The organism is Streptomyces sp. NPDC050842, assembly GCF_044456565.1.
Lineage (GTDB): Bacteria > Actinomycetota > Actinomycetes > Streptomycetales > Streptomycetaceae > Streptomyces.
Window position 1 is genome coordinate 177456 of record NZ_JBITGA010000001.1, and the last position, 16823, is coordinate 194278.

The following is a 16823-nucleotide window of genomic DNA, read 5'->3' on the forward strand; positions in this document are numbered from 1 at the left end:
CGGCCCGGTGCCCCCTCCGCACCCATGGGCGAGGCGCCGGATGGCCGATCTGTGCCACTGGCGGTCCTGGGCACCCAACGGGCGTTCGGCGCAGTACTGTCCGTGAGCCGCCGATGACCGGTGGCCCAGGAACCCTCCGAGAAGAAGGTGCATCGCATGGCGAAGCGTCGAAAGAACGGGCTCTACGACGGCGTGTCCGCGGAGCTCTCCGCCCTGATGCGGACGGGCTGGGCCGACACCGAGCGCCACGGTCTGGAGGCCGACGAGCAGGCACCGTACGCGGCGGCCCGCCGCGCGGCCCTCTCGGCCCTCTTCCCCGGCGAGCGCCTGGTGATCCCGTCCGGCAACCTCAAGACCCGCTCGAACGACGACACCTACCCGTTCCGCCCGTACACGGGCTACGTGCACATGACCGGCGACCAGGCCCGCGACGGCGCCCTCGTCCTCGAACCCCGCGCGGACGGCGGTCACGACGCGTACTGTTACCAGCTGCCCCGGGACAGCCGCGACAACGACGAGTTCTGGATCGGCTACACGGCCGAGCTGTGGATGGGCCGGCGCCGTTCGCTCGCCGAGTCGGAGATCGTCCTCGGTCTGCCCTGCCGCGACGTCCGCACCATCGCCGCGGACCTCGCCGCCGCCTCCACCGAGGTCCCCACCCGGATCGTGCGCGGTCACGACCCGGCCCTGGAGGCCGCCGTCACCACCGACGAGGACCGCGACTACGAGCTGGAGGAGGCGCTCAGCGACCTCCGCCTGGTCAAGGACGACTGGGAGATCGGCGAGATGCGCAAGGCGGTGGACTCCACCGTGCGCGGATTCACCGACTGCGTCTCCGAGCTGTCCCGGGCGATCGCCACGTCGGAGCGGTGGATCGAGGGCACCTTCTTCCGCCGCGCGCGCCTGGAGGGCAACGCCCTCGGCTACGGCTCGATCTGCGCCGCCGGCGAGCACGCCACGATCATGCACTGGACGGACAACGACGGACCGGTCCGCCCCGGCGAGCTGCTCCTGCTCGACGCCGGCGTGGAGACGAACTCCCTCTACACCGCCGACGTCACCCGCACCCTCCCGATCAGCGGCACCTTCAACGAGGTGCAGCGCAAGGTGTACGACGCGGTGTACGAGTCCCAGGAGGCGGGCATCGCGGCCGTCAAGCCGGGCGCCCGGTACCGCGACTTCCACGAGGCGTCCCAGCGCAGCATGACGGCGAAGCTGGTCGAGTGGGGATTCATCGAGGGCCCCGTCGACCGGGCTTACGAGCTCGGCCTCCAGCGCCGCTTCACCATGGCGGGCACCGGCCACATGCTCGGCCTGGACGTCCACGACTGCGCGCACGCGCGGAACGAGGAGTACGTCGACGGCCTCCTGGAGCCGGGCATGGTGCTCACGGTCGAGCCCGGCCTGTACTTCCAGCCGGACGACCTGACCGTGCCCGAGGAGTGGCGCGGCATCGGCGTCCGGATCGAGGACGACCTGGTCGTCACCGAGAACGGCAACGAGAACCTCTCCGCCGGCCTGCCGCGCTCGTCGGCCGAGGTCGAGGCGTGGATGGCGGAGTTCGCGGGCTGATCCGACGGCCCGAGCCCCACCGGTCCCCCTACCCCGCGAAGTCCTCGTAGAGGACGAAGAGGCGGGGGAGGGGGGCGCCGCCGTCCGGGGCGGGATGCTTCACGAGTGCGGCCCAGGCGGTCGCCATGAGGTGCCGGGCCCGGGTGCCCGGCCAGGGCCGGGGGAGGAGCTCGGCGGGCAGCAGCGGGTCCGGTGTCATCGCGTACGAGAAGGCCGCGGCGAGCCGGACCGCGAGGCTCAGGCGCTCGGCGGACGCGAGAGGCTCCGGGCGGTCGAGACGGTCGAGACCGTCGAGACGGTCAAGGCGTTCGAGGCAGGTGCGGGCGAAGGCGGCGAGCGCGTCGTGGCGGGACGCGATCCCGTCCAGGGGCCAGAGCGAGTCGGCGACGGCCCGCGGTTCGGCGACACCGCCGACGCTGAGGTCGGTGCTGGTCAGACAGGTCAGTGAGGCGGCGACGCCGAGCTCCTCGGCCCGGGCCCGGACGAGCGGCTCGATCGGGTGGGCGCAGACGTACAGGCCGCCTTGGAGCGGGGCGGCCCCCAGGTGGAGCAGGGTGTCGCGGAGCGCGTCGCGGGCGGCCCGCTCGGACTCGGGGACGGCGAAGGCGAAGAGGTGCCACACGCCGTCCCACGGGGCGAGCCCGTGGTCCTGCCGGTAGGCGAGGCGGACGTGGGCGGCGTCCGGGGCGATCGCGCCGGTGGCGTCGGCGACCGCGCGGAGGACGGCCTTGCGGCCGCGGCCCTCGTGGGTGAAGCGCCCCTCGGCGACGAGCCGCTTCAGGCAGAGCCGGACCTGCTGGTCGGTCATGCCGAGGAGACCCGCCACCGTGTAGAGCTCACCGGCGTCCACGGTGCCGTCCGCGCGGACGAGGGCATGGACGAGCGTGCGCGTCGGGACGGGGGCGAGGCCGGGGATGCCGTCGGGGATGCCGTCGGCCGGGCTCATCGCGCCTCCCGGCCGGGGGTCGCGTCGGCCGCCGTGACCGGCCGGTGCATGGTGGTGACGGCGCCGAAGCCCATCAACTCGCGCAGGTACGGCGTCCGCTCGGTGCGGACGGCGACGAAGCCGTGCCGCTCGTAGAGGGCACGGGCCCGCGGGTTCACGTCGATGACGTCGAGCCGGAGCCGGCGGAGGCCGGCCTCGGCGGCCACGGCCGCGATCTCGCGCAACAGCATCGTGCCGATGCCCGCGCCGCGGTGTCCGGGGGCGACGGCGATGCCGTCCATCACGAGCTCGCCGGAGGCGGGGCTCCGCTCGAGGAGCGCCAGCAGGGCCACCCGGTGCAGTCCGCGCAGCACCCCGTACGCCGACAGGACGTCCCCCGCACCGCCGCCCAGCAGACCGCGCCCGTCGAGTCGGTACCCCGCCACGCCGGCCACCTCGCCGTCGACGAGGGCGGTGACGGCCCGGTCGTGCTGAAGGTGGGCGGCCAGGAACGCGCGGGCCTTGTCGGGCGGGTTGAGCGCGGCGCCGAGTTTCCGCCCGAACGCCTCCCAGTACAGGGCGGCGACGCGCGCCGCACCGTCCTCCGGGACGCCCCGCCGTACCACCGTCGTCGTGTCCATCGGCCCACCTCGTCCGTCGCGGGCCGGGTTCGGAGAACCACCGGCACTCTATCGCTCTCATAACGTTCGCTCTTGAAACGAGCGTTTGTCAACCGATAGATTGATGTGTTCGTTCGTCTGCGTGTTCGGATCAAGGTGTCCTGACGGCTCCGAGTGGCCCACGTATTCACCGGATCAGGTGACAGGGGTCGAGGCGAAACGTCCCTCCCGGCGTGGCCGCGGCCACGCTCGACGGGACACATGGACCCACCCTGTGGAGCGTCCGATGCAGCTGATTCCCCGTCACGACCCGCACCTCGTCGTCCGCTCGACCGGCGGACTCACCGTGGCCGCGCTCCGCGGTGAGCTCGACCTCGTCCTGGTGCGGCACCTGAGGCCCGAGCTCGACGCCCTCGTCCGGGAGTCCGAGGGGCTGACCCTCGACATCCGCCGGCTCACCTTCTGTGACGCCACCGGTCTCGGCCTGCTCGCCCACTGCGCCGGGCGGGCCCAGGCGCGGGGCGTCCGCTGGCGGCTGATCTGCGACCAGCCGTGGATCCTCCGGCTCATCCGCCTGACGGCGCTCGGCGAACTCCTCCGCCCCGAGGCCGCGGTACCCGGGGACCACCCGGCGCTTCCGCCTCTCGATCGGCCCGCCGCCTCTCCGCAGCCGTCCTCGACGACCGCCGCGATACCGTCGCGGCATGTCTGAAGTCCGGTTGACCACGCCCTCCTTCCTCGTGCTCGGCATCATCGACCACCTGGGCGAGGCCAGTCCGTACGACGTGAAGGTCGAGGCCGCGCGCACCGTGGCCCCCTTCTGGTCGATGCCGCACGCTCAGGTCTACGCCCAGTGCGACCGGCTCCTGGAGGCGGGTCTGCTGTCGGAGGTGCGTCAGGCCGGCGGCCGGAACCGGCGTCTGATGAAGCTGACGGAGGAGGGGGCCGCGGCCCTGCGCGGCTGGCTCGCCGACTCCTCCTTCGTCCCGGTCGAGGCGCGCGAGCGAGGCATCCTCAAGCTGTGGTTCGGCGCGAGCCCGCGCGTCCACGCCCCGGTCCAGGTCGAGGAGCACCGCCGGACCCTCGGCGAGTACGAGGAGCTGGCCGAGGGCGTGGGCGAGCTGCTGACGCGCGGGCAGCGCGAGGCGCTGGAGTTCGGCATCCGGTACGAGCGGATGATGGTCGACTTCTGGCAGTGGGTCGAGACCCGAGAACCCTGACGCGGCACCGGCACCGGCTCCGTCCCGACTTTGTTACCGACCGGTTGACCCCGGCCGTCTCCCGCCCTACCTTCCTCCATAGTCCAGAAAGGACTATCGCGCGTTCGGAGGGGGAACCGCCGTGGGGCGTCCGACAAGCACGAGACGAGGGAGGGTCGCCGCCCTCGCGGTCACGGTGGTCTGCCTGGCGTACGCGCCGATCGCGGCGACCGAACTCTGGCCGTACGCGAGTCCCGGGGCCCCCGCCATCGGCGAGTGGCTCCTCGGCCGGTCCGTCTCCCCGGAGTTCGTGGCCGAGGCCGTGCGCGACCGGATGGGCCCGTACACCCGCAGCCTGGCCCCGCTGATCGTGCACTCCGTCCTCGGCGGCCTGCTGATGCTGCTCGGCCCCGTCCAGCTGCTCTCGGCGGTACGGCGGCGGATCCGGCTGCACCGGATCGCCGGGACCGTCTTCGCCGTCACCGTGTACGTGTCGATGGCCGGCGCCGCGCTCTACCTCGTCCGCACCCCGCCGGAGCAGGCGTTCAGCGGGGCCGCGTTCTGGATCGTCCTGGCCACGATCCTGGCCGGCACCGTCGGCAGTGTGACCCTCGGCGTCCTCGCCGCCGTCCGCGGCCTCCCGGACCTGCACCAGCGCTGGATGCTGCTCTGCTACGGCTTCCTGATGACCGCTCCGCTGCTCCGCCTCGAATGGGGATTCCTGCCCGCGCTCTACCCCGGACTCTCGATCCAGGACATCAACCGCGTCGCGATCATGCACCTCGGCTCACTCGTCTCCTTCGGCGCCCTGCTCGCCTCCCGCGCGCTCGACCGGCGCACCACCGTCCCCGGCCTGTCCGGCACCTGGTGTCCGCGGCCGGTCCTGGTCGCGGTCCACCTCGCGGGCGCCGCCGGACTGACCTGGATCACGGTCGCCTTCCTCGACCAGGGGAGCGGCGGACGCCGGCTGCTCCTCGGCTACGTCGTCCCGTACGCCGCCACCTATGCCGTCATCGCGGTGCGGGCGGCGCGCGCACGGGCGAGGGGAGCCGACTGGCCGCACGAGGAGTGGCGCCTGCACCTGGCGGCCCTGTGCCTGGCCCCCGCGTTCTCGGCGGTGGCCGTGCCCGTACTGGAGCGGTCCATGGGCCTCGGCCGGCTCACGGCCCTGATCGCGGGCGTCGGCATCGGCTGCGGCATGCTCGCCTACGCAGCCGTCACCGTGGTGAGCCTGCGCGTGCTGTACGGCCGCGAACTCCTCAAGCGGCAACGGGCGTTGGCCGAGCGGCCGACCGCCCCGGTGACGCCCGCCCCGGACGCGGTGTCCGTCGCGGCCACCTCCACCTCACCGGAAGGCGACCGCTGATGGGCGCCTCGGAGACGTCCACGCCTCGCGGCGGTGCCGTCACGGTCGACGGCAGGGAACTCTCGCCCGCCGTGGTGATCCTGAGCGGCGTCGTGGGAGGCATCAGCCTCGCCGTGGGCGCCCTGCTCGTCCTCACGAGCCTGACCGGCCACGCGGCGGGCGCCTGGGTGTCCCCGGCACCGCTCAGCCCCGGTCTCCTCGGGGCCGCCATGGCAGGCGTCGCGCCCGCGCTGTTCACCGTCGGCCGGGCCCGCGTCTGGGAGGAGGCGCGGTGCCTCGTCCTGCCGCTCGCGATCGTCCTCGTCGGCCTCTTCGCGGTGAGCCTGCTCAACGGCGGCACCCTCCAGGCCGTCCACGGCGGCCCCCTGTTCCTCGCCCTGTTCAGCCTCGGCTGGGTCGCCACCCTCGGGCTGCTCGCCCTCGCCGTCGTCGTGTGCCTCGCCGCCCAGTACCGCAGGCCCGCCCCGCCGTCCGGGGTCGAGCGCCCGCGCGTCGTACCGCTGCCGGCCTGGTCGAAGCCGCTGCTCGCGGTCCTCGGCTCCGGCTGGCTCGGCATCGGCGCGGGCCTGCTCGCCTTCCCCGGCTTCTGGGGCCCCCTCGTCCCGTGGACGGTGAACCGCGCCGACGCGCAGGGCCTCGGCGTGTGGGCGCTGGCGCTCGGCGTCGGCGTCCTCGGCTCCCTCGTCGAGGACGACCTGGCCCGTATCCGCCCGGCTCTCACGGCCGTCCCGGCGGTGGCACTCGCGACGGCCGTCGTGCTCGCCGTCCATGCCCGCGCCGTCGACTGGACGTCGGGCCCGGGCGTCGCGCTCCTCGCCCTCGTCGCCGGCCTGTTCGCGACCGGCGCCGCGGGCCGCCTGCTCCTGTCGAGGGCCGGTGCCGGTGTCGGTGCCGACAGTGAGACGGCGTAGAGCGGCACGGGATCCGAACCAGCCTGTGGAAGGGGGGAGTCGGCCGAAATCTTGTGGATCAACGGGGCCCGTGGGAGTGATGATGGCGGGATGACCCAGCACCCGCAGCCCGTGGACGCCCTGATCGTCGTGGACGTGCAGTCGGCCTTCGTCGTCGGTGACGGGGCCGTGCCCGCGGCCGACCGGCTCGTCGAGCGGACGACGGACCTGATCACCCGGGCGCGGAGGGACGGGGCCCTCGTCGTCCATCTGCAGAACGACGGCGAGCCGGGATCCGAGGACGAGCCCCACACGCCGGGCTGGGAACTCCACCACCCCGTCCGGATCGGTCCGCGGGAGCTGGTGATCCGCAAGCCCCGGGACGACGGCTTCCACGAGACCCCGCTGGGCGGCGCGCTCGCCGACGCCGGGGTCCGGGCGATCGCCGTGTGCGGCGTGATGTCCGAGATGTGCGTCCAGGCGACGGCCCGTACGGCCCTGGCGCGCGGCTACCGAGTCGTCGTGCCGTACGACGCCCACGCCACCCAGGACTGTCCGGCCGTCCCGGGCGTCTGTGAGGCCGTGCCGGCCGCGACGGTCTCCCGGGTCGCCGCGTACGCCCTCGGGAGCGACGCGGAGGTCACCGTGGCCGCCGCCGACGTCACCTTCACGGCCCCCGCGGCGGGCTGACCCGACTCCGTACCGACCCCTTCGAGATCCCATCCGCTCCGTGAGATGGGAGATTGCACAATCCTGCAATTCGTTACATCCTGGTCCGGCCCCCACGCGCCCAGGCCCCTCCCGCCTACGCACCCGTCACCACCGCCGTACGACAGGGAAGACGACGCGCATGACCATCGAATGGCGTTACACCGTCCAGCAGGAGCTGGGCGTGCTGTCCCTGGCCGGGTTCCTCGGTGCCGACGCCCTCGGGCGTTTCACCGGCGCCGTGGGCTGGGCGGTGGCGCGCGGCACGGGCCCGGTCGTCCTCGACCTGAGCCGGCTCCGCGGCTGGTCCGCGGGCGGGCAGCTCGCCGTCACGGAGGCCGCCCATCGGCTCCGCGCCGCGGGCCGGAGCCTCGAACTCGCCGCGATCCCCACCGACGGCGCCCTCGTCCCCGCGGGCGACGGCCCGGCGATCCCGGTCCACTGCGACCTGGACGCGGCGTTCGCCGCCCACCTCGACGCGGGCGCGGAACAGCGCGCCTGGCGCAGCGACGCGTGGCCGAGCGAGTGAACCGGCCCCGGCCCTCCGTGCGGACCGACTCCGGAGATCGGTAACTCGCGCGTCCCGGAAGGCGCGAGGATGGGGGCATGGTGCATGGTGCTGGTTCGACGCGAGGCACGGGATGGGTGCGATGAGCGCGCCGCTCTATCAGTTGAAGGCGGAGTTCTTCAAAACGCTCGGACACCCCGTCCGGATCCGTGTCCTGGAGCTGCTGAGCGAACGCGAGCACGCGGTCGCCGAGATGCTGCGTGACACCGGCGTCGAAGCCGCGTACCTCTCGCAGCAGTTGGCCGTGCTGCGCCGGGCGAACCTCGTCGTCGCCCGGCGCGAGGGCGTGGCCGTGTACTACACGCTGACCAGCCCGCGGGTGGCGGAACTCCTGTCGGTCACGCGCTCGATCCTGTCCGGCGTCCTCGCGGGGCAGGCGGAACTCCTCGCAGACCTCCGGGAGAGCTAGGGCCTGTCCGGCACCTGCTCGGGCTGGATGCCCGCGAGCAGGTTGAAGGCCCCGGTCAGCAGGTTGAGCGTGACCACCCCGACCACCTCCGCGATCACCCGGTCGCTCCAGCCGTGCGCCCGTACCTCGGCGACGTCGTCGTCGGAGAGGGAGCCCGGCTCGGCGAGGACCCGGAGCGCGAGGCCGATGAGCGCGGCCTCGCGCGGATCGGTCGACGTGCCCTGGCGGGCCAGTTCGATGTCGGTCTCGCTCAGCCCCGCCGCGCGCCCGGCCGAGCGGTGCGCCTCGCGGCACGTTCCGCAGCCGATCCACTCCTGTACGGCGAGCGACAGCTTCTCGCTGAGGGCGCGGGGGATCTTCACCCGCTTCATGGCCCGGGACAGGCTCAGATAGCCGTCGAGCAGCGCGGGCGAATGCGCCATCGTCGACACCATCTCGCCGACCGAGCCGTGTCGTTCGACGATGTCGGTGAGCACCTCGCGCGCCCGGCCGGGCGCCTGCTCGGGGCTGAGCGCGGTCAGTCTTCTCGTGGTCACGGAGCCTCCTCGGTATACCCGTGGGGGGTATAACGAGGGGAGGGGTGAAGGAGTTCCCGGGTGTCAGCGGGGCCAGGACAGCGTCAGGCGGGACGGCCCGTGGAACACCCAGTCGGGGGCGTACTCCACCTCGACTCCCGGCCGCGCGCCGGCGGCGAGCGCGGGCAGACGGTCGAGCAGGACGCCGAGACCGATCTCGGCCTCCGCGCGCGCGAGCGCGGCCCCCGCGCAGTAGTGAATGCCCAGACCGAAGGCGCAGTGGCGGCCGCTGTCCCGGTGGATGTCGAGCACCTCGGGGTCCGGGAAGCGGTCCGGGTCCCGGTGGGCCGAGCCCAGGACCAACTGGAGGCGGTCGCCCCGCCGGACGGTCCGGCCCGCGAGCTCCGCGTCCCGGTGCGCCCACCGGGTCACCATCTGCACGGGCGGGTCGTGCCGCAGGAACTCGTCCACGGCCTTCGGCAACAGCCCCGGATCGGCGCGGAGTTCGTCGCCCACCTCCGGCCGTGCCAGAAGCGCGAGGACCGCCTTGCCGATCAGCCCCGTGGTCGTCTCGTGCCCGGCGGTCAGCAGATGCGTACAGGTCGCCGCCAGCTCCTCCCCGCTCAGGGACGGATCCTCGGCCCCGGCCCGCGCCAGCGCCGAGAGGAGGTCGCCGCGGTCCTCGCCGCGCCGCGCCGCCAGCTCCCGGTGGAAGTACGCGTCCAGCTCCGCCGCGGCTCGCTCGGCGCCGTCCAGCGCGGCCGGAGTCCGGTCGCCCCGGGTCCCGCCCGCCTGTTGGAGCGCCAGAGCCTGCTCGCGGAACCACGGCCACCGCTCGGCCTCGACCCCGAGCAGCCCGCCGATGACCAGCAGCGGATACGGGGCCGCGAACCCCTCGACGAGCTCCACGACCGGCCGCCGCGCGAGCGGCGCGACGAGCTCCTCCGCGATCTCCCGTACGCGCGGACGCAGCGCCGCCACCGCGGCGGCCCCGAGTGGCGGGGTCACCTGCGCGCGCAGCCGTGCGTGCCGGGGCGGGTCGAGGAAGACGAGCCAGTTCTCGACGACCCGCCGCAGCGTGACGTATCCGTCCGGGACCGGCGCGGTCCGTGCCGTCAGCGGGGACGCCCGGCGGAAGTTCCGCCCCGTCAGGACCTGCGCCACCTCCGCGTGGCCGAAGAGATACCAGGTCGTGGGCACCGCCACGCCGTGCTCGTCCCGCCCGCCTCGCACGGCGTGCACGGGGTCAGTCTCGCGGTAGCGCCGGTAGACGGGGTAGGGGTCGGCCAGATCGAGCCGCGCCGGGTCGAAGGGTTCCGGCGGCCCGCCCTCTCCCGTACGGGACCCGCCCGTCGGCCCGCTCCTGCGCCCGCTCATCCGCCCGCCCCGCGCACCAGGTCCGCGATCCGCAGCGGATCGGCCGGCGGGGCGGCCCCGCGCCACGCCACGTGCCCGTCCGGGCGCACCAGGACGAACGGCAGCTCGTACCGCCGCGCCACCCGCGGGTCGCGACAGTGCCGTACCCGGAGGGGGACCCCGCGGTCGGCGAAGGCACGGACCAGACCCTCGGGAGTGCCGGCTCCGGCGTCGGAGCAGTCGAACCAGAGGAGGACGAACTCCCCGCCGAACAGGTCGAGCGTCGACCGGCCGGGCCCGAGCCACGCGTGCGGAGCCCGTACCCCGGGAAGTGTCGTACGGTTCCAGACCGGCCCGTCAGGCACGTCTGAACCCTCCCGCCCGTCAGGCACGTCTGAACCCTCCCGCCCGTCAGGCATGTCTGTACCCTCCCGCCCGTCAGGCGCGCCTGAGCCCTCCCGCCCGTCCGAACTGTGCGAACTGTGCGAGCCGTTCGGCCCGGCGGTGTCGCGTGGCGGGTCCGTCCTCCCTTTCTCGTCCACGATCACCGCGGACGCGTACCGGTGCGCGAAGTGCAGGTCGGGCGCGTCGAACTCCCTGAGCGGATCGGACTCCGCGATCTCGCGGCCCAGTTCGGCGCGAGCCCTCGCCCCGTCCTCCGTATCGTCGCGCAGCGCGCCGGAGAGCCGTCGGTCGACGGTCCGCCGTAGGTGGCGATGGCTCTCCTCCAGGCTGTTGACGGCGATCGGCCGCCGTTCGCTCTCGTACGTGTCGAGCAGCCCGGCCCCCGCCCAGCCCGCCAGCTCCGCCGCCAGCTTCCAGCCGAGACCGGCCGCGTCGCCCACGCCTGCCGCGAGGCCGAGCCCGCCCGAGGGCGACAGGGTGTGCGCCGCGTCCCCGGCGAGGAAGACCCGTCCGTCGCGATACCGCGAGGCCACTCGATGGGTCAGGTGCCAGGTGGTGTCCGACAGCACCTCGACCGGCACGGCCGGCCTGATCGCCCGCCGCACGACCCGCTCGGCGTCGGCGGGCCCGGCCGGACACGTCAGCCGGTACAGCTCCCGGCCGTCCATCGCCCGCAGCGGATACCGCAGCCCGCCGGGCTCCGTGACGAAGTGGACGAGCGCCGCGCGCGGCCCGAGCAGGGCCCCGAGCCCGGGGGCCCGGAAGAGGATGTTGCGCAGGGTGCGGGTGCGGTGCCGCTCGGGCGCCTCGATGCCACAGGCCTTGCGCACGGGCGACGAGGCCCCGTCGCAGCCCACCAGGTACCGGGCGTGCACCGTCGTCCGCACCCCCGCCCCGTCCACGAGGGCCGCGCGGACCCGGTCGGGCTTCCGGGTGAGCCCGACCAGGCGCGTGCCGAGCCGGACCGGTCCCGCGGGCCACACCCCCAGGCGGGCGGTGAGCAGGGGAGCCAGCCAATGCTGCGGGCAGACCGCCTCGGGCTCCGGCGTGTACGAGGGCAGGGGCCGTCCGCCGGCCGTCCCGAGCCGCAGCCGGTGCAGCTCGTACTCGCCGACGGCGGTCACCCACGCGATGTCCAGCGTGTGGTCCGCCGGCCAGCCCGCGCCCCGGATCGCGTCCGCGACGCCCCACCGCCGGAACTCCTCCATGGCGCGCGGGCCGACGGTGGAGACCCTCGGGTGCGTGACCCGGCCGTCCCCGGCCTCCACCAGGACGAAGTCCACGCCCCGGTGGGTGAGGTCGAGGGCGAGCGCGAGTCCCACGGGCCCGCCGCCCACGATCAGTACCTCGGTCTCCTCGACGGCGGACGTGGTGCGTGTGCTTGGGCTGTCCGACACGGTCTCAGCTCCTCCCTTCCTGTGCGAAGCGCTCCGCGTACCAGGTCATCAGCTCCGGCACCCTGTCCGGCACGCCCTCGCACTCCCGGGCCATCACCGCGAGATGCCGGAAGCGCATGGCGAACCCGCGCCGGGCCACGTCGGGCCGCGCGATGTACGCGGGCGGCTCCTCCAGCTCGAACGAGGGCCCGGCCGTCCGTCCCCGCCACCCCGACTCCATCGGCATCAACTGCTCGGCCAGCGGGCGCATCATCCCCGTCATCACGTCGATGGCGGCGTTCATCAGCTTCGAGCGGCGCAGGCTCGCGTCCGGGCTCTCCCCGAAGTGCTGCACGATCAGCTGGAGCATCATGAAGTAGCACCGGTTGAAGAGCCGCATCACCTGCCGCGCGTGCGGATCGCTCACCGCCGCCCGCCCGGGGTGCCCCCGGTCGAGCGTCGGATTGCGCAGCGACGGGTACGCCGGGTGCCACGGCGCGCCCTTGCCGTGCGGCCCGTCGGCGCGTTCCGTCATCAGCAGCTCGGCGAGGCGGACGAAGGTTTCGTGGTGGGACTCGGAGCCGGCCTTCTCCGTGTCGAGGACGCCGCCCTCGCCCTGCTCGGTCACGAAGTCGACGGCGAACAGGGCACTCGACAGATCGTCCACCTCCAACTGGTAGTCCGGATGCACGGAGTTGACCGTGCCGCCGATGAAGAGGTGGTGCTCGCCCCCGCCGCGCCCCCGGTCGACCGGGAACAGGTCGGGGACCAGGGTCAGCCCCTCCCGGATGCCCGCGTACAACTCGCTCGGCGAGCCGAACGGTCCGGGTCCGGGGCCGTCCTCGGCTCCGGCTCCGGTGCCACCCGCGAGGCGCTCGGGGCGCTCGATCGCGATGAACCGCTGGAGGCTGCCCAGGTGCAGCGGTTCGAGCGCGAAGTCCAGCGGCAGCGGCAGCCTGCCCGGCGTGCCGAAGTCGATCTCCGGGACGTGGAACGGCTCGCCCATCGCCATCAGGATGTTGTTGACGACCAGGAAGTGCATCATCTCCTCACGGGCCACGTCGAAGAGGCTGTCCCTGACGCCCTTGGCCAGGCTCTCCCCGCCGTCCCCGCACGCCAGCCGCAGCTGGCGCGGAGTCCACACCCCGCTGCGGACGTACTCGAACCCGGTGCCGTGCGTCGGCACCGAGTACCCCGCGAAGAGGTACTGGAGCGAGGTGGCGAGCTCCACCGTGACGGCCTGCCAGAGCGCCGACCGCAGCTGGCCCCGGGTGGTGATCTGCGCAGACGAACGGACCGGTGACGGGACGGCGGCCGGGGGCACGGCCGCCGCCGTGCTCTGCGCGCGCAGGTACCTCAGGAGCAGCCGTGCCTTGGGCAGGGACAGGTCACGGGTCGGCGGCATGTAGTACGTCCGGTCCTTGTTCGCCGGATCGCACATCTGCCAGATGAGCTTCGCGTACGTCTCCACCTTGCAGCGGTCCGCCAGGCTGAACACCTCGTCGCGCATGAACGGGAACAGCTGCTCGTAGTAGGCGAACACCTCGCGGTGCAGCAGCTCGAACGTCACGTCCTGCTGGAGGACGGCGTCCAGCTGCCAGTCGTCGGGCAGGACGCGGACGGCGGCGGAGCCCGCGCAGGGCCAGAAGCCGAGGGCGTCCCCGTGGTCGTAGCAGGCCTCGGCTGAGCCCGGGGCGGCCGGATCGTGGGGCGGCAGCTCCTCGGGACCGGCCGCGAGCAGCAGTCGTGCCGTGCCGGCCCGCGCCCCGGAGACGGTGAACCAGCCGCGCCCGTGCGCGTCCGTGGCGAAGCCGCACGAGGACGCTCCGTCGCGACCGGAACCCTCCCCGACGAGCGGCTTCTCGCCGGAGGTCCTGCCGGCCCGGAGCCGTACGATCTCGACGTCCCCGCAGCGGGCCGTCGGGGCCGAGGCCACCGGATCCAGCGGCAGGGCCCGGGGGTTGGGGAACTGCCGGACGACCACCTCGTCGAGAGCGGCCGGAACACCCCGCAGGAAGGTACGCACCGGGACCTCGACGGCGTGCTCCTCGCCGCGCTCGGGGTCCGGATGCTCCAGGATCAGGCAGGCCTCGTCGGTCAGCACGACGGCCTCGCGCTCCCGCAGCAGCACCGTGCGCGTACGCTCGCCGTCCGCCGCGAGGCGGACCGGCTCCTGGCGCACCAGGACGAGTCCTTCCTCCGCGGCCCGCCGCACCCCTTCCGCCGATGCGGCCGGTACCGTCACCACCTCGCCTCCCGCGGTGGCTCCGGCCGGCAGCACGGCGACCGGCAGGTCCGAGCGGGCGGTCCGCAGCTCCAGGGCGGTGCCCCCGTCCCCGTGCACGAAGGGCCGGTTGAACGCCACCGTGGCCGTATCCGGGGAGACCCGCACGGTGCACGGCCCGGGGGACCCGTCCGTACGGGATCCCCTCCCGTACGGGACGAGCAACCGCCCCGCCGGGTGCGTGCGCGGCTCGTCCGGCCGCCAGGGCGCGATGGTGCCCCGCAGCCGCCACACCCCCGGCGCGTCCCCCGATTCGCGTACGCCCTCCGGGCCCCGTACGCCCTCCGGGTCCGGTACGCCCTCCGAGGGCGCGGCCGGCTGCTCCAGGGCGAACTGGACGACGATTCCGCCGCCTTCACCCTCCTCCACGGCGGCCCGCAGGGCGTGGACGGCGGGGGAGTCCGCCGCAGAGGCCGGCCAGTCGAGCCCCTCCCCGGCACCGATCGCGAACTGGTGGAGCGTCCGGCGCACCGGCGTGAACCCGTGCCACCGGGGCGGCATGAACCCGCCCACGTCCCCCACGCACAGGTATCCCGCGTCGTGGGAGCGGCCCTTCCGCCCGAACGCGAACTGGCCTCCCATCAGGGTCGTCGTCCACGCGGAGGCGGGATCGACGTCGAAGACCCGGGCCCGGTTCACCGTCGTGCCCAGATACGGGTTGTAGTGGCCCCACAGGTCGACGGCCCGCCCGACGACCGGATCGTCCGTCTCGACGGCCCCGGCCACCCGCTCCACCCCGGTCACCCGGGCGTCCAGGACGAGATGGCCGTTCCCGGAGAAGTGCCCGCCGCGCGCGCCGTGCTCCGCGAGGTGCTCGTGGTAGGCCTCGGCGGGCCCGTCCTCCCCGAACGGGCCCACGGCCGCAGGGTGTTCGGCCCCGGTCCCCGCACCCCGCAGGGCGGTGTTGCGCGCCAGGTCCACGAGTCCGCCGCGCGGTCCCGTGGGCAGCCGTGTCACGGCGGTCCCGCCGAAGTACAGCCGGGGAAGGTCGAACACGCTCATGCCGCCTCCAGTCCGGCCCGCGGCGCCACGCCCCGGCCCGGCGCGTGCCGGGCGATGAGGTCCACGGCCTCAAGGGCCGACTCGACAGCCCCCTCGATCCACGCGGGCTCGGTCGCGCAGTGCTCCCCGGCGAAGAACATCCGCCGCTGCGGCCGCACGGCCCGCCTGCGCTGCTCCTCGCAGGCGGCGGCGTCCTGCCCCCAGCGGATGGTGCAGCCGCCCTCCGTCCACGGATGCTCGCCCCACGCGAGACTGGCGACACCCCGCACCATCCCGCGCCGCAGCAGCTGCGGATGCATCCGGCCCAGCTCCTCGACGACCGTCCGGTGCCGCAGCGGCGGAGGCATCCGGCCGAGGTGGTCGGCGTCCTCGCCGATCGTGTAGCTGGCGAGCAGCGCCGCGCCCCGCGCCGGATCCGTGGCCATGTCGGCCACGGTCCCCTCGTCCGCCGAGGGTGGATAGTACGTCTGCCGGATGCGGCCCCCGCTGAAGGAGGCACCGCCCCGGATCCCCTCGCGCTCCCAGAACGGCTCGCGGCAGTGCACCGCCACCTTCGTCGCGGGGCAGTAGTCCACCTCCCGTACGACCGCGAGCTTGTCGTCGTCGAAGCCGGTCAGGGTGAGGCCCCGCAGCACGGAGAACGGCACGGTGCACAGCACGTAGTCGCAGCGCCGCACGGTCGCCGCCGGCCCGCCCCCGACCCGTACGAGGACGTGGTCGGCGGCCACCTCGAAGCCCGACACCCGCTGCCCGAACCAGATGGGACCGCGCACGCGGGCGGCGAGCCGCTGCACGAGCTGGTCCATGCCGCAGGCGAGCCGCACCAGTTCGGGACTGGTCTCGGTGAGGATGTCGTCGAGGAAGCTGTTCAGGCGGGTGCCGCAGCCGGACCGGATCCCCGGGTGGGCGGCGAACAGGCCGTGCACGTCGATCCGGTCCTTCGCGTGGCCGAGGAGGTGCGGGGACACGTCGATCTCCTCGACCAGGTCGAGGAGGTTGCGGGCGAGATCGGCGCGGAGCCCCGCCCGCAGCCCCGGCGGGGCCACCGCGTCGACCACGGCCGCCAGCCACGCGCCGAACACCACGGTCTCCTCGCGGTAGTCGGCACCCGGCAGCGAGGCGCGGACGTCGGCGATCAGCGTGCGGGGGGCGTCCCGCAGCCGGACGTGGCCGGTGCTGGTCGACAGATAGGCGTTCTCCTCGGACAGCAGGGTGGTGAACGGGCGGACCTGGTCGGCGAGGCCGAGGTGCTCGACGTAGCGCATCGTGCGGTGGTGCGCGGTCGGGATGCGCATCGCGCCGAGCTCCACGAACGGCGCGCCCTCGGAGGCGCCGAACCGGTGCGTGTGGACGCGGCCCCCGAGCCTGCGGCTGCCCTCGATGACCTCGACGCGGAACCCGAGCCGCTCCAGCTCGTACGCGGCGACCAGACCGGCCATCCCCGCACCCACGACGCTGACCGTGCTGTTGGCGCGGGTGCGGCGGCGGGCGCGCGGCAGGAGCTTCTGAACGTGACCGGGCCGTGTGACGGCGGCGGGCTGCGGCGTGGTGGTGGTGGTCTGTATCCCGGTGGCGGGCTGCGTCACGGCTGTGGGCTGCGTGACGGTTGCGGTCTGCATGACGGTCCG

General features: G+C 74.0%; 15 protein-coding genes. 8 read left to right on the forward strand and 7 right to left on the reverse strand.

The window, feature by feature from the left end:
* Positions 1-156: 156 nt before the first annotated feature.
* On the forward strand, positions 157-1572 hold the full coding sequence (locus ACIBG6_RS00850; RefSeq protein WP_399220314.1) for an aminopeptidase P family protein: 1416 nt from the start codon (positions 157-159) through the stop codon (positions 1570-1572).
* 28 nt (positions 1573-1600) lie between these two features.
* Here the strand turns inward: ACIBG6_RS00850 and ACIBG6_RS00855 are convergent, their stop codons facing one another.
* Positions 1601-2518, reverse strand: coding sequence for a PaaX family transcriptional regulator C-terminal domain-containing protein (locus ACIBG6_RS00855; RefSeq protein WP_399220315.1), 918 nt, complete (start codon positions 2516-2518; stop codon positions 1601-1603).
* Entirely contained in the window at positions 2515-3138 is a 624-nt protein-coding gene (locus ACIBG6_RS00860) for a GNAT family N-acetyltransferase (protein ID WP_399220316.1), read from the reverse strand. Before ACIBG6_RS00860 ends, ACIBG6_RS00855 begins: the two co-directional genes overlap by 4 nt.
* Before the next feature lie 265 nt (positions 3139-3403).
* Here ACIBG6_RS00860 and ACIBG6_RS00865 point away from each other — a divergent pair, with 265 nt between their 5' ends.
* The 7 genes from ACIBG6_RS00865 (at position 3404) to ACIBG6_RS00895 (ending at position 8257) form a co-directional block, all read left to right on the forward strand.
* Positions 3404-3829 carry an STAS domain-containing protein gene (locus ACIBG6_RS00865; RefSeq protein ID WP_399220317.1) on the forward strand — a complete coding sequence of 142 codons (426 nt, stop codon included), beginning with the start codon at positions 3404-3406 and terminating at the stop codon, positions 3827-3829.
* Positions 3822-4337: a PadR family transcriptional regulator gene (locus tag ACIBG6_RS00870; RefSeq protein WP_399220318.1), complete on the forward strand. Its 516-nt coding sequence runs from the start codon at positions 3822-3824 to the stop codon at positions 4335-4337. The genes ACIBG6_RS00865 and ACIBG6_RS00870 overlap by 8 nt, the downstream gene beginning before the upstream one ends.
* Before the next feature lie 121 nt (positions 4338-4458).
* Positions 4459-5682: a DUF2306 domain-containing protein gene (locus tag ACIBG6_RS00875; protein WP_399220319.1), complete on the forward strand. Its 1224-nt coding sequence runs from the start codon at positions 4459-4461 to the stop codon at positions 5680-5682.
* Positions 5682-6593, forward strand: coding sequence for a hypothetical protein (locus ACIBG6_RS00880; RefSeq protein ID WP_399220320.1), 912 nt, complete (start codon positions 5682-5684; stop codon positions 6591-6593). Before ACIBG6_RS00875 ends, ACIBG6_RS00880 begins: the two co-directional genes overlap by 1 nt.
* 90 nt (positions 6594-6683) lie before the next feature.
* Positions 6684-7262, forward strand: coding sequence for an isochorismatase family protein (locus ACIBG6_RS00885; protein ID WP_399220321.1), 579 nt, complete (start codon positions 6684-6686; stop codon positions 7260-7262).
* A gap of 160 nt (positions 7263-7422) precedes the next feature.
* A complete protein-coding gene (locus tag ACIBG6_RS00890) occupies positions 7423-7809 on the forward strand; it encodes an STAS domain-containing protein (protein ID WP_399220322.1) in 387 nt (128 codons plus the stop codon).
* A gap of 121 nt (positions 7810-7930) precedes the next feature.
* Complete coding sequence (locus ACIBG6_RS00895; protein WP_399220323.1) at positions 7931-8257, forward strand: ArsR/SmtB family transcription factor; 327 nt, start codon at positions 7931-7933, stop codon at positions 8255-8257.
* Here ACIBG6_RS00895 and ACIBG6_RS00900 read toward each other — a convergent pair.
* The 5 genes from ACIBG6_RS00900 to ACIBG6_RS00920 all read right to left on the reverse strand — a co-directional run bounded on the left by ACIBG6_RS00900 (position 8254) and on the right by ACIBG6_RS00920 (position 16814).
* Complete coding sequence (locus tag ACIBG6_RS00900) at positions 8254-8793, reverse strand: carboxymuconolactone decarboxylase family protein (RefSeq protein WP_399220324.1); 540 nt, start codon at positions 8791-8793, stop codon at positions 8254-8256. The genes ACIBG6_RS00895 and ACIBG6_RS00900 overlap by 4 nt on opposite strands.
* 63 nt (positions 8794-8856) lie before the next feature.
* Positions 8857-10149, reverse strand: coding sequence for a cytochrome P450 (locus tag ACIBG6_RS00905; protein ID WP_399220325.1), 1293 nt, complete (start codon positions 10147-10149; stop codon positions 8857-8859).
* Positions 10146-11930 carry an FAD-dependent monooxygenase gene (locus tag ACIBG6_RS00910; RefSeq protein WP_399220326.1) on the reverse strand — a complete coding sequence of 595 codons (1785 nt, stop codon included), beginning with the start codon at positions 11928-11930 and terminating at the stop codon, positions 10146-10148. Before ACIBG6_RS00910 ends, ACIBG6_RS00905 begins: the two co-directional genes overlap by 4 nt.
* A 4-nt stretch (positions 11931-11934) precedes the next feature.
* Positions 11935-15195 carry a ferritin-like domain-containing protein gene (locus tag ACIBG6_RS00915; RefSeq protein ID WP_399220327.1) on the reverse strand — a complete coding sequence of 1087 codons (3261 nt, stop codon included), beginning with the start codon at positions 15193-15195 and terminating at the stop codon, positions 11935-11937.
* Entirely contained in the window at positions 15192-16814 is a 1623-nt protein-coding gene (locus ACIBG6_RS00920; protein WP_399220328.1) for a flavin monoamine oxidase family protein, read from the reverse strand. The genes ACIBG6_RS00915 and ACIBG6_RS00920 overlap by 4 nt, the downstream gene beginning before the upstream one ends.
* Positions 16815-16823: the final 9 nt, after the last annotated feature.